Annotated in this window: 11 protein-coding genes; all 11 read right to left on the bottom strand. The window is 60.5% G+C overall.

Features of this window, described 5'->3' with window-relative positions:
* Positions 1-4: 4 nt before the first annotated feature.
* The gene (locus tag AAEO81_RS02725; protein ID WP_341961465.1) at positions 5-661 is read right to left on the bottom strand and encodes a DUF1190 domain-containing protein; all 657 of its coding nucleotides are present in this window, start codon (positions 659-661) and stop codon (positions 5-7) included.
* Positions 662-847: 186 nt separating this feature from the next.
* Complete coding sequence (locus tag AAEO81_RS02720; protein WP_341961464.1) at positions 848-2002, bottom strand: glutathionylspermidine synthase family protein; 1155 nt, start codon at positions 2000-2002, stop codon at positions 848-850.
* Between the two features lie 11 nt (positions 2003-2013).
* Complete coding sequence (locus tag AAEO81_RS02715) at positions 2014-2682, bottom strand: DUF1190 domain-containing protein (RefSeq protein ID WP_341961462.1); 669 nt, start codon at positions 2680-2682, stop codon at positions 2014-2016.
* A gap of 9 nt (positions 2683-2691) precedes the next feature.
* On the bottom strand, positions 2692-3117 hold the full coding sequence (locus tag AAEO81_RS02710) for a DUF350 domain-containing protein (protein ID WP_178115728.1): 426 nt from the start codon (positions 3115-3117) through the stop codon (positions 2692-2694).
* 148 nt (positions 3118-3265) lie between these two features.
* Complete coding sequence (fdhA, locus tag AAEO81_RS02705) at positions 3266-4465, bottom strand: formaldehyde dehydrogenase, glutathione-independent (protein ID WP_166595670.1); 1200 nt, start codon at positions 4463-4465, stop codon at positions 3266-3268.
* Between the two features lie 232 nt (positions 4466-4697).
* Complete coding sequence (gene purU / locus AAEO81_RS02700; protein WP_166595671.1) at positions 4698-5555, bottom strand: formyltetrahydrofolate deformylase; 858 nt, start codon at positions 5553-5555, stop codon at positions 4698-4700.
* 185 nt (positions 5556-5740) lie between these two features.
* Positions 5741-6373 carry a sarcosine oxidase subunit gamma family protein gene (gene soxG / locus AAEO81_RS02695; protein WP_341961461.1) on the bottom strand — a complete coding sequence of 211 codons (633 nt, stop codon included), beginning with the start codon at positions 6371-6373 and terminating at the stop codon, positions 5741-5743.
* A 156-nt stretch (positions 6374-6529) separates the two neighbouring features.
* Positions 6530-9550: a sarcosine oxidase subunit alpha gene (locus AAEO81_RS02690; RefSeq protein WP_341961460.1), complete on the bottom strand. Its 3021-nt coding sequence runs from the start codon at positions 9548-9550 to the stop codon at positions 6530-6532.
* Positions 9547-9861: a sarcosine oxidase subunit delta gene (locus tag AAEO81_RS02685; RefSeq protein WP_166595674.1), complete on the bottom strand. Its 315-nt coding sequence runs from the start codon at positions 9859-9861 to the stop codon at positions 9547-9549. The genes AAEO81_RS02690 and AAEO81_RS02685 overlap by 4 nt, the downstream gene beginning before the upstream one ends.
* Before the next feature lie 14 nt (positions 9862-9875).
* Entirely contained in the window at positions 9876-11126 is a 1251-nt protein-coding gene (locus AAEO81_RS02680; protein ID WP_062385335.1) for a sarcosine oxidase subunit beta family protein, read from the bottom strand.
* A 15-nt stretch (positions 11127-11141) separates the two neighbouring features.
* The gene (locus AAEO81_RS02675; RefSeq protein WP_166595675.1) at positions 11142-12395 is read right to left on the bottom strand and encodes a serine hydroxymethyltransferase; all 1254 of its coding nucleotides are present in this window, start codon (positions 12393-12395) and stop codon (positions 11142-11144) included.
* Positions 12396-12551 lie beyond the last annotated feature (156 nt).

Genomic DNA, 12551 nt, shown 5'->3' with positions numbered 1-12551 from the left:
CGGCTCAGGGAATCGCAACGTCAATCAGGCGTTGCGGCTCGAAAAACCGCGCCAACTGACGGGTCCATAACACCGAACCCGACTGGACTGGCGGGCGTTTGCTGAAGGCGTTGGCGAAGCGCTCCCCATTGCGCAGTTTTTCTCGCAGGGTCGTCAGGCGAGCGCCGCCCTGATGATCACGCTCCCAGTACAGCGGCTCGCTGAAATAGCGCACCTGTGTCGCAGGCTCCGGCGCTTCACTCACACCCAGCAATCGCTGTGACCACGACTGACTGACGCTGGCAAACGCTTCATGCGCTTTGCCAGGCGGCAATTGCGCGTGAGTGATCAAGGCAAATCCCGACAGCCACGGCGTCCACAGACGTGACACGCCACCGACAAAACATTCCCCCGGAACGAAATCGGCTTCACAGCTGGCTTCGTCCTGATAAGCCGGTGCGATTCGAACGTGCTGGCGGTAGGCAGAGCGATAACCGGATTGGCAAATCTGCGCAGGCACACCCGCCCACTGGCAGGCGTTGGCGTTTTCGAAGAAGACCACTGAGGAAATCCAGCGCGGCGCTTGCGCGTCCGAATCCGCCTTGGCCAACACGGCGGGCACGGCAATCAACCCGAGGCCAATCCCCACGAGAAACCCTGCTTTCAACGCCCCCATCGACATGCTGTATCCGCACCCAGAAAAAACCGGGCAGACAAATAGCACGCGATCACACCTCTAGAAACAAGCGGGAATAGAAATCAAAAATTCCCGAGGCAATCACAGAAACGCCTTACATCGCCCAAGGCTTCGCCCTACGCCAGACGTAAAAAAGGCGACCCGAAGGTCGCCCTGTTCAGTCATCCACAATCATCGAATGATGTGCGGCAGAAAGCGGCTGGTGTCCTTGGTAATCAACGAATCATCCTCGCGAATGCCGATCCCGGCAGGCTGATCGCCAATCATCCAGCTGCCGATGACGGTGTAATGGCCATCGAAACAAGGCAGCGGGTGAAATTTCTGCAGCACGCTCGGGCCTGAGCCATAAGGGCCGTTCTGATAAACCCTGCGGCCATTGTCCGTGCGGATGTCGATGTTGGCGCCTTCGCGGGAGAAGAACGGTTTGCGCACCCAGCCGTTGGCCAGTGGCTGAGTCGGATCGGCGTCGAAGAAGGTCGGCAGCAGGTTCGGATGCCCTTCGTGCAATTCCCACAGCAGCGCCAGCGCGCCTTTGTTCGAGAGGATCGACTTCCACGCAGGCTCGATGAACAGCGTGCCACTCTTCTCGATGGCAGCACCGAATTGCTCCTGAAACATGTGCTCCCATGGGTACAGTTTGAACAGCCTGCTGATCGGCGCGTTCGACTCATCGACGAATCTGCCACGCGTGTCCAGGCCGATGTCTTCGATGTCGATCAGGTGGGTCTGTAGCCCGGCTTCACGGGCGATGTCTCGCAAGTATTCCACCGTGCCACGATCCTCGACCGAGCCTTTCACGGACGAGAAATAAAACGGGGTTTCGATGGGCAAGCCGCGAAACAGATCAGTCAGCTTTTCTTCCAGACTGTTGAACTGATCCGACTCAGAGGGCAGTTGGCCGCGCTGAATCTGCTGGTCGAGCCACAAGTACTGAAAGAAGCTCGCCTCGTACAACGACGTCGGCGTGTCGTAGTTGGTCTCCAACAGCTTGGCCGGGCCGTGGCCGTCGTAGCTGAGGTCCATCCGGCCATATAAATGAGGCTGCCGTTCCTTCCACGAACGCCGAACGAAGTCGCGGTATTGCGTAGGGATCGCCAGCCTTTCAAGCAACTCCTCGCTGTCCACCACCCGCGCGACGAGGTCCAGGCACATCTCATGGATTTCCCGCGTGGGGTCCTCCAGGTCGTTCTCGATCTGCGCCAGCGAGAACTGGTAATACGCAGACTCGTCCCAGTAAGGCTCGCCGTCGAACGTGTGGAAACCGAAGCCAAACTGCTCAGCGGTCTCTCGCCAGTCCGGGCGCGGCGCGATTCGGATTCTTTTCATCGAACGCGTCCTCAGCCGCCAGAGCCGCCACGGGCGCCAAAACCGCCCCGGCTCACGCGAATGGGCTCAGCGCCGGACAGCTTCACGCTGGTGGAGAACGACTCAGGACTGGAGACCTTGAAGCGCCCGTTTTTGGCTTTGGGGAACGTCTTGCCTTCGCTGAGCTGCTGATTCAACGAAACCAGCCGCGATTGATCGATCCCGACACGCTCACGGTACAGCGGCTCGCTGTAATAACGCGGGCCGTCATCGCCGTAACTGAGCCAGCGCCAGAAGCCGCCGGAGCCATGCCCACCGCCTCCGCCCCCACTGCCGCCACCGGACGAGGTCGCTGGCTCATCGGCGGGCACTTCGCGTTGCGTCGTCACGGCAAAACCGCTGGAGACCGGCATGATCCGCCCGTTGTTCGAGCGCTCGGTGCACATACCGACGTCGTAGTCCGCTTCACAATCGGCGTAGCTGTCGTAGGACGGCGCCCGGTTGCGATGCAGCTCATACGCAGCGGTGTACGCGTCGATACAAACGTCTGTCGCCACACCTGCTTTGGTGCAGGCTTCGAGGTTTTCGTATTGCCTGGTTTCGCTGACGGTTTTCATCGGGCGCTTGCCGCTGTCGCACGCGGTCAACGCCAGCGAAAGGCTGCCCAGCGCGGCCAGCCGAATGCTTTTGCTGCGTTTCATGGCGACTCCTCAGGCAGACGGCGTCATGCAGGCCGCGTTGAGCAGCCCGATGCTGATGGAGATGGCGGCGACGAACACCGCAGCGGCGATCTCACCGCTTTCGATACGGCGCGAAAGGCCTTTGAGCACGAAGCTCACGCCGCCGAACACCAGCAATTGCACAACGGACGCGATCAGCGCCCAGACGAGAAAGTCGAGGAGGGAAATCGAATGGGAGATGACGCTGGCGACCGGAATCGCAAAACCGATCAGCGCGCCTGACAACGCGATGGAGGCTGCCGTGTTGCCCTCGCGGATCAGCGCAAATTCGGCATGGGGGGTCAGGCGGGTATAGGCGACGGCGAAGAGCGAGAAGATCGCCACCGCGCCAATCAGGTACAACACGAAGCCGAGAACAGCGTAACCCTGCAGGGACATCTTCAGCGCGTCGATCACCATGAAACCACTCACATCCTTGTTGAATAGGTGCGTGTTAATACCATGAAACATCTGCCGAATACAGCGTCGCCGCGAGGCTTTGCGCCATTCATCGCGCACAAAAAAGGCGACCCGAAGGTCGCCTTTTCAGTTACCGCGAGCTGGCTTACGCCGCGCTGAACAGTTTGTGCGGGTCGATCACGAATTTCTTCGGAACGCCTGCGTCGAACTCGCCGTAACCGCGTGGCGCATCGTCGAGGCTGATGACTTGCACGCCTACCACTTCAGCGATGTTGATGCGATCCCACATGATGGCTTGCATCAGTTGACGGTTGTACTTCATGACCGGGGTCTGACCGGTGTGGAAGCTGTGGGATTTCGCCCAGCCCAGACCAAAGCGAATGCTCAGGCTGCCCATTTTCGCGGCCGCATCGACAGCGCCCGGATCATCAGTGACGTACAGGCCAGGGATACCGATCTTGCCCGCGACGCGCACGACGCCCATCAGGGAGTTGAGCACGGTGGCGGGTGCTTCTTCCTTGACGCCCGCGTGACCATGACCACGGGCTTCAAAGCCCACGGCATCGACGGCGCAGTCCACTTCAGGCTCGCCCAGCAATGCGGCGATCTGTTCGTGCAGTGGGGTGTCGGTGGACAGGTCAGCGATTTCGAAGCCCTGAGCCTTGGCGTGCGCCAGACGAACAGGGTTAACGTCACCGACGATGACGACCGCCGCGCCCAACAGACGAGCCGAAGCGGCCGCCGCCAGACCGACAGGACCGGCACCGGCGATGTACACCGAGCTGCCTGGGCCTACACCGGCAGTGACAGCACCGTGATAGCCAGTCGGCAGAATGTCGGAAAGGCAGGTCAGGTCACGGATTTTTTCCATGGCCTTGTCGCGATCAGGAAGCTTGAGCAGGTTGAAGTCAGCGTATGGAACGAGGACGTATTCAGCTTGGCCGCCGGTCCAGTCGCCCATGTCGACATAGCCGTAAGCACCACCCGGACGGCCCGGGTTGACGGTCAGGCACACGCCGGTGTGTTGCTCTTTGCAGGAACGGCACAGGCCGCACGCCACGTTGAAAGGAACGGAAACCAGATCACCGATCTTCAGGTTTTCGACGCCAGTGCCCTTTTCGACCACTTCACCGGTGATCTCATGGCCCAGCACCAGACCAACCTGGGCAGTTGTACGGCCGCGAACCATGTGTTGGTCGGAGCCACAGATGTTGGTGGACACCACGCGCAGGATGACACCGTGCTCGATCTTCTTCCCACGCGGGTCCTGCATTTTGGGATAGTCGATCTTCTGTACTTCGACTTTGCCTGCGCCGAGATACACCACACCACGATTACCAGACATGCTTTCACCTCGCTGAATTGTTGTTATGGATACAGCTGTGTAGCGGATAACTGCGTTGCTTGGGTGTTGCTGCAACGCAATGGTTGCTCTGGGTGATTCGTTTGAAAATATTCGCGTCCATCTGAAGGAACGCTTGTCCCTGTAGGAGCGAATTCATTCGCGAGAGGCCCGTACATCCCCTGCATCTCTATCGGTTGTACTCCCGCATCGCGAATGAATTCGCTCCTACAGGTTAGAGGACGACTGTCCTGTTGGCGTTGAGGAACACACGCCGTTCAATGTGATAACCCACCGCTCGCGCCAGGGTCAGGCCTTCGATGTCGCGGCCCTTGGCGATCAGGTCTTCGGGGTAGTGACTGTGGTCTACCACCTCGACGCCCTGGGCGATGATCGGACCTTCGTCCAGATCGTTGTTGATGTAATGCGCCGTTGCGCCGACCAGTTTCACGCCTTTGTTGTAGGCCTGGTGATACGGCTTGGCGCCCTTGAAGCCCGGCAGCAGCGAGTGGTGAATGTTGATCGCCTTGCCATCGAGCTTGCGGCACAGCTCCGGCGACAGCACTTGCATGTAACGGGCAAGCACCACCAGCTCCGCGCCGGATTCCTCGATTACCTGCCAGACCTTCGCTTCCTGCGCAGGCTTGTCGTTGGGGTCGAGTGGGAAATGGTAGTAGGGAATGTCGTGCCAGCGCGCCAGTGGTTCGAGATCGGGGTGGTTGGAGACCACGGCGACCACGTCCATCGACAGTTGATTGATGCGCTGACGGTAGAGTAGGTCGTTCAGGCAGTGATCGGCCTTGGAGACCATAATCACCACTTTTGGGCGGTAATTCGGCGCCGTCAGCTCGAAGTTCATGCCAAAGGCTGCGGCACGTTCGGTCAGGCCCGCGCGAAAAGATGCCTCGTCGAAGCCGTCGGGCTGACGGAATTCAACGCGAATGAAAAAGCGGCTGGACAGCCGGTCATCGAACGAATGGTGCTCGGTGACGTAGCAGCCCTGCTCGAACAGAAAGCGCGTCACCGCATCCACCGTGCCCAGCACGCTGGGGCAGTCGGCGGTCAGAATCCAGGTATCGGGGGCGCGGCTCATGGGGTGTTGCTCCTGTTTGTGTCAATCAGTTGAAGCTATAGCGCTTGATATGACGCCTTCGCGAGCAAGCTCACTCCTACAGGTGATCACATGCCCCGTAGGAGTGAGCCTGCTCGCGATAGCAATAGGTCCAGCCAATGATTTTCGTGAAACCTGCCATATCGCGGGCGAGCGCTTCTACAGAATCAAACAGCGATGCCGAGACCGTACTCGGCGCTCGCATCCTGCAGCCACAGCCACCAGTAATCGGAGAAGCTGCGGCGGATCAGCAGCTCCCACGTCTCTTCGCCCGTACGACGGATCACCAATTGCGACTTGGCGAACACCGTGCCGACGGCCTTTCCGACCGGGAAGTTGCTTGGGTGTACATCGTAGCTGGTGGATTTCATCAGCACGTCGCGCACGTTCGGGCCGGTCAGCTCCAGAATGGATTGGCCGCCGGACACGTTGACCACCTGAATGTGCAAGCCTGCAAGCGCTTCACGCAGTTTCTGCTCGACAGCGAACTCTTCGCCGGTTGGCACGATCAGCAGCCACTCATCCGGACCCATCCACTGGATCGAACTGTCGCCGCTGGAAACCAGCGTCAACGCGGCAGGCAATTCCATGCCCAGCGCTTTGTGAACACCGGCAGCGAAGGCCGGATCATGGGCATCGCCACGAATGGTCAGGTGGCCCAGCAGTTTTTTCTCGCGCAGCACCACACCTGGGTTGGTGCGGCCCTTGCCGACCAGGCTTTTCAGGTCGGCGTGAAACAGAGGCGACTCGACTTTAGCGTCGGTCGTTGGCCGCTGTTGGTAAACGTTGGCTGTGGTCATAGAGCACCTGTCTTGAATTCTGTTATAGCGGTGAACACGGCCCCTGTAGGAGTGAGCTTGCTCGCGAATGCATTGTGTCAGTCACCGCATCTGGGTCTGATCTGACGTAATCGCGAGCAAGCTCACTCCTACAGGGATTTCAACAAGCCCGCAGGCTTACTCCACGTTCTGCCGGTCGCCCTTCGGATCGAAGAACACCGAGGAAACGATTTCCGCCTCGATCACGCTGCCATCCGCCTGTGGCGAGAACACGCGTTCGCCCATGCGCTTCAGACCGCCCTTGACCACGCCCATGGCGAACGAGTAACCCAGCGAGTTCGCCGCGTAGCTCGACGTCACGTGACCGACCATCGTCATCGGGATCGACTGTTTAGGGTCGAACACCAGTTGCGCGCCTTCCGGCAGCCATTTGTTCGGGTCGATTGGCTTGAGGCCAACCAGTTGCTTGCGCTGATCACGCACGCAGTCTTCACGGTTCATGCCGCGCTGACCGATCCACGAGAACGGTTTGGTGCGACCGACACACCAGCCCATGTTCAGGTCGTCCGGAGTCATCGAGCCGTCGGTGTCCTGGCCGACGATGATGAAGCCCTTCTCCGCACGCAGTACGTGCATGGTTTCAGTGCCGTACGGGGTCAGGTTGTACTTCTTGCCCGCTTCAGCGATTTTTTCCAGAACGCCCATGGCGTAGTCAGCCTGGATGTTCACTTCGTAGGAAAGCTCACCGGTGAAGGAAATCCGGAACACACGTGCCGGGACACCACCGACCAGACCTTCCTTCCAGGTCATGAACGGGAAGGCTTCACGGCCCAGGTCGATGTCGGTCACTTCGTCGAGCAGCTTGCGGCTGTTCGGGCCCGACAGGGTCAGGGTCGCGTAGTGGTCGGTCACTGAGGTGAAGTACACCTTCAGGTCCGGCCATTCGGTCTGCTGATAGATTTCCAGCCATTGCAGGACGCGCGCAGCGCCGCCCGTGGTGGTGGTCATGATGAAGTGGTTGTCAGCGACGCAAGCGGTGACACCGTCGTCGAAGACCATGCCGTCTTCTTTACACATCAGGCCGTAACGCGCCTTGCCCACATCGAGCTTAGTCCAGGCGTTGGTGTAGATGCGGTTCAGGAACTCACGCGCATCCGGGCCTTGAATGTCGATCTTGCCGAGGGTCGAGGCGTCCAGCAGGCCGACGCTATCGCGCACGGCTTTGCATTCGCGGCGCACGGCAGCATGGATGTCTTCACCGGCTTTCGGGAAGTACCACGGACGTTTCCACTGACCGACGTCTTCGAATTCGGCGCCGTTCTTGACGTGCCAGGCGTGCAGCGCGGTGAAGCGCACAGGCTCGAAGATGTGGCCGCAGTGACGACCGACAATCGCACCGAAGGTGATCGGCGTGTAGTTCGGGCGGAACATGGTGGTGCCCATCTCAGGGATGGTGACGTTCAGCGAACGGGCCGCGATGGCCAGACCGTTGACGTTGCCCAGTTTGCCCTGATCGGTGCCGAAGCCCAGCGCGGTGTAGCGTTTTACGTGCTCGACCGACTCGAAGCCTTCGCGGGTCGCCAGTTCGATGGCGGCGGCGGTGACGTCGTTTTGCAGGTCGACGAATTGCTTCGGCGCGCGGGACGTGCCTTTCTCGTGCGGCACCTGGAAGATCGCCAAGGTAGGCTCTTCCACGCGGCTCAACGCTTTCGGGATAACACCCTCTACAGGTTGGAAACCGGCTTCAGTGGCTGCTCGCACGCCGCCTTCGAAACCGTCAGCCAGCGCGTCGCCGAGCGCGTAAACGCCGTTGATCCCGCCCACGCAGACGCGTTTCTGAGGGGCTTCACCCGGCACGAAACCGAGGATGTCTTCACGCCAGACCGGCTTGCCGCCCAAGTGGGAGGCCAGGTGAACGATCGGGCTGTAACCACCGGAGCTGGCGATCAGGTCGCAATCAAGCCATTCGCCTGGGCTGGTAACTTTGTGCGCTTTCACGTCAATCGCGGCCACGCGGGCACCGCTGACGCGCTTGCTGCCGCGAGCTTCGATCACGGCGCTGCCGGTCAGGATGCGGATGCCTTTGGCACGGGCTTCTTCGACCAGCGCGCCACGTGGGTTGTGACGCACATCGGCGACGGCAATCACTTGCAGACCGGCGTCGAGCCAGTCCAGCGCCACACGGTAGGCGTAGTCGTTGTTGGTGGACAGGACCAATTTCTTGCCCGGTGCCACACCATAACGGCGGACATACGTCGAAACGGCACCGGCCAGCATGTTGCCCGGCACATCGTTGTTGCCGTAGACCAGCGGACGTTCGTGAGTACCGGTCGCCAGCACGACGCGCTTGGCGCGAACGCGGTGCAGACGCTGACGTACTTGGCCAATCGGTGCACGGTCGCCGAGGTGATCGGTCAAACGCTCGTGAATGGTCAGGAAGTTGTGGTCGTGGTAGCCGTTCACGGTAGCGCGCGGCAGCAGGACCACGTTGGCCAGGCCTTTCAGCTCGGCAACGACGGTCGCGACCCACTCAGCGGCGGGCTTGCCGTCGAGGCTTTCGCGGGAATCCAGCAGGCTGCCACCGAATTCTTCCTGTTCGTCAGCCACGATCACACGGGCGCCGCTGCGTGCAGCCGCCAGTGCCGCCGCCAGGCCAGCAGGGCCTGCGCCAACCACCAGCACGTCGGCGTGGTGGTTCATGTTGTCGTAGGTGTCCGGATCGTTTTCGGTCGGGGAACGGCCAAGACCGGCGGCCTTACGAATGTACTTCTCGTAGGTCATCCAGAACGATTGCGGGTACATGAAGGTTTTGTAGTAGAAGCCCGGTGGCATCAGCTTGCCGCCGACCTTGCCGAGAATCCCCATCATGTCGGTGTTCACGCTTGGCCAGCCGTTGGTGCTGGTGGCGACCAGGCCCGAGTACAGCGCTTGTTGCGTGGCGCGCACGTTCGGGATCTGGGTAGCTTCGGTCGCGCCGATCTGCAGCACTGCGTTCGGCTCTTCGGAACCTGCCGCGAAGATGCCGCGAGGACGCGAATATTTGAAGCTGCGGCCGATGACATCAACGCCGTTGGCCAGCAGGGCTGCGGCCAGGGTGTCGCCTTCAAAGCCTTGATAGGTCTGGCCGTTGAAGTTGAAGTTCAGGACCTTGCTGCGGTCGATGCGGCCACCATTGGGCAGACGATTGGACTGGCTCATGCTTTGTCTCCCTTTCCGACCGCAGGCACAGGGTTCACGAACTGTGGCTTGGTGCCAATCAGATAGGTTTCGAGAATTTCGTAAGTCACGGTGTCACGCGTGGCGTTGAAGTACTGGCGGCAACCGGCGGCGTGAATCCACAGCTCGTGGTGCAGGCCACGCGGGTTATCGCGGAAGAACATGTAGTCGCCCCACTGCTCGTCGGTGCAGGCAGCCGGGTCCAGAGGACGCGGAATGTGAGCCTGACCCGAACCGTGGAATTCCTCTTCGGAGCGCAGCTCGCCACAGTGTGGACAGAAGATATGAAGCATCGGGATTTCTCCTGTTAGTGGGCGACGGCAGCAGCGCCGTGTTCGTCGATGAGTGCGCCGTTGTGGAAACGGTCGATGGAAAACGGTTTGGCTAACGGATGCATTTCGCCTTTCGCCAGACTGGCAGCGAAAACGTTGCCCGAACCCGGAGTGGCCTTGAAGCCGCCGGTGCCCCAACCGCAGTTGAAGAACATGTTCGGCACAGGCGTCTTGGAGATGATCGGGCAGGCGTCCGGCGTGGTGTCGACGATGCCGCCCCACTGACGGTTCATGCGCACGCGCGACAGCACCGGGAACATCTCGACGATGGCCTGAATGGTGTGCTCGATCACCGGGTACGAACCGCGTTGACCATAGCCAACCCACCCGTCGATACCGGCGCCGATCACCAGGTCGCCCTTGTCGGACTGGCTGATGTAGCCGTGGACGGCGTTGGACATGATCACGCTGTCGATAATCGGTTTGATCGGCTCGGACACCAGCGCTTGCAGCGGGTGAGATTCGACCGGCAGACGGAAGCCTGCGAGCTTGGCCATGTGACCGGAGTTACCAGCGGTCACCACGCCGACGCGCTTGGCGCCGATGAAGCCTTTGTTGGTTTCAACGCCGATGCACACGCCGTTCTCCTTACGGAAACCGGTAACTTCGGTTTGCTGAATCAGGTCCACGCCTAAAGCGTCAGCGGCACGGGCGAAGCCCCAGGCCACGGCGTCGTGACGGGCGACACCGCCGCGACGTTGAACGGTCGCGCCGATGATCGGGTAACGGGTGTTTTTCGAGCAGTCCAGGTACGGGATTTCTTCCGCCACCTGTTTGCCGTTGAGCAGTTCGCCATCAACGCCGTTCAGGCGGTTAGCGCTGACACGACGCTCGGAATCACGCATGTCCTGCAGGGTGTGGCACAGGTTGTAGACGCCGCGCTGGGAGAACATCACGTTGTAGTTCAGGTCCTGGGACAGGCCTTCCCACAGTTTCATCGCGTGTTCGTACAGGTGAGCGGATTCGTCCCACAGGTAGTTGGAGCGCACGATGGTGGTGTTCCGGGCAGTGTTGCCGCCGCCCAGCCAGCCTTTTTCGACCACGGCCACGTTGGTGATGCCGTGCTCTTTGGCCAGGTAGTACGCGGTCGCCAGACCGTGACCGCCACCGCCCACGATGACCACGTCGTAGACCTTTTTAGGGGTCGGCGTGCGCCACATGCGCTGCCAGTTTTCGTGGTGGCTGAGGGAGTGTTTGAAGAGGCCGAAGCCCGAGTAATGCTGCATGGTGCGACTCCTGACTCAGCGGTAAACCGGGAAATCGGCGCACAGCGCGGCGACTTGGCTGGCAACATTGGCCTCGACATCGGCATCGCCGAGGTTGTCGAGAATGTCGCAGATCCAGCCGGCCAGCGTGACGCATTGGGTAACTTTGAAACCACGGGTGGTGACGGCCGGGGTGCCGATACGCAGGCCCGAAGTCACGAACGGCGATTGTGGATCGTTCGGCACGGCGTTCTTGTTCACGGTGATGTGCGAACGACCGAGAGCGGCGTCAGCTTCTTTACCGGTCAGGCCCTGACGGATCAGGCTCACGAGGAACAGGTGGTTGTCGGTGCCGCCGGACACAACGTCATAACCGCGATCGATGAACACCTGCGCCATGGCCTGGGCGTTGTCGATCACTTGCTGTTGATAAGCCTTGAAGCCTGGCTCCATGGCTTCCTTGAAGCACACGGCCTTGCCAGCGATGACGTGCATCAGCGGGCCGCCCTGAGCGCCCGGGAATACAGCGGCGTTCAGTTTCTTTTCAATTTCTTCGTTGGCTTTGGCCAGGATCAGACCGCCACGTGGACCGCGCAGGGTTTTGTGGGTGGTGGTGGTGACCACGTCAGCGAACGGAATCGGGTTCGGGTACAGACCGGCAGCGACCAGACCGGCCACGTGGGCCATGTCGACGAACAGCAGGGCACCGACTTTGTCAGCGATGGCGCGGAAGCGGGGGAAGTCCAGGGTCTTGGAGTAAGCCGAGAAACCGGCAACGATCATTTTCGGCTTGTGCTCAACGGCCAGACGCTCGACTTCGTCGTAATCGATCAGGCCAGTGGTGGTGTCGATGCCGTATTGAACAGCGTTGTAGAGCTTGCCCGAGGACGACACTTTGGCGCCGTGGGTCAAGTGACCGCCGTGGGCCAGGCTCATGCCCAGAATGGTGTCGCCAGCTTGCAGCAGGGCCAGGTAAACCGCGCTGTTGGCGGACGAACCGGAGTGCGGCTGGACGTTGGCGTAATCAGCACCGAACAGTTGCTTGGCGCGGTCGATGGCCAGTTGCTCGACCTTGTCGACGTGCTCGCAGCCACCGTAGTAACGCTTGCCCGGATAGCCTTCGGCATATTTGTTGGTCAGGCCGCTGCCCTGAGCCTGCATCACGCGCTTGCTGGTGTAGTTCTCCGAGGCGATCAGCTCGATGTGATCTTCCTGACGTTGATCTTCGGCATTCATCGCTGCCAACAGTGCATCGTCATAACCCTGGATTTGGTCTTGCTTGCTGAACATCGCGGTTCTCCCAGCGGCGGCGCGGCGCCTGAATTGTCGTGTTGGGGCTTTTGGATCACCCCTTGGCAGCGATGGTAGGGCCGACGCAGACAGGCCAGATGCCTACGCACGCCACACAAAGGCGCGTTTACGACATGGTTTTGCGGGGAGTGTGAA

It is taken from the genome of Pseudomonas sp. RC10 (assembly GCF_038397775.1).
GTDB lineage: Bacteria > Pseudomonadota > Gammaproteobacteria > Pseudomonadales > Pseudomonadaceae > Aquipseudomonas > Aquipseudomonas bambusae.
This window is presented reverse-complemented; position numbering and strand designations above follow the sequence as displayed.

Coding starts and splice junctions, on each gene's coding strand:
- AAEO81_RS02725 (WP_341961465.1), bottom strand. CDS start 661: ATGTCGATGGGGGCGTTGAAAGCAGGGTTTCTCGTGGGGATTGGCCTC.
- purU (WP_166595671.1), bottom strand. CDS start 5,555: ATGAGCCGCGCCCCCGATACCTGGATTCTGACCGCCGACTGCCCCAGC.
- soxG (WP_341961461.1), bottom strand. CDS start 6,373: ATGACCACAGCCAACGTTTACCAACAGCGGCCAACGACCGACGCTAAA.
- AAEO81_RS02715 (WP_341961462.1), bottom strand. CDS start 2,682: ATGAAACGCAGCAAAAGCATTCGGCTGGCCGCGCTGGGCAGCCTTTCG.
- fdhA (WP_166595670.1), bottom strand. CDS start 4,465: ATGTCTGGTAATCGTGGTGTGGTGTATCTCGGCGCAGGCAAAGTCGAA.
- AAEO81_RS02690 (WP_341961460.1), bottom strand. CDS start 9,550: ATGAGCCAGTCCAATCGTCTGCCCAATGGTGGCCGCATCGACCGCAGC.
- AAEO81_RS02685 (WP_166595674.1), bottom strand. CDS start 9,861: ATGCTTCATATCTTCTGTCCACACTGTGGCGAGCTGCGCTCCGAAGAG.
- AAEO81_RS02675 (WP_166595675.1), bottom strand. CDS start 12,395: ATGTTCAGCAAGCAAGACCAAATCCAGGGTTATGACGATGCACTGTTG.
- AAEO81_RS02680 (WP_062385335.1), bottom strand. CDS start 11,126: ATGCAGCATTACTCGGGCTTCGGCCTCTTCAAACACTCCCTCAGCCAC.
- AAEO81_RS02720 (WP_341961464.1), bottom strand. CDS start 2,002: ATGAAAAGAATCCGAATCGCGCCGCGCCCGGACTGGCGAGAGACCGCT.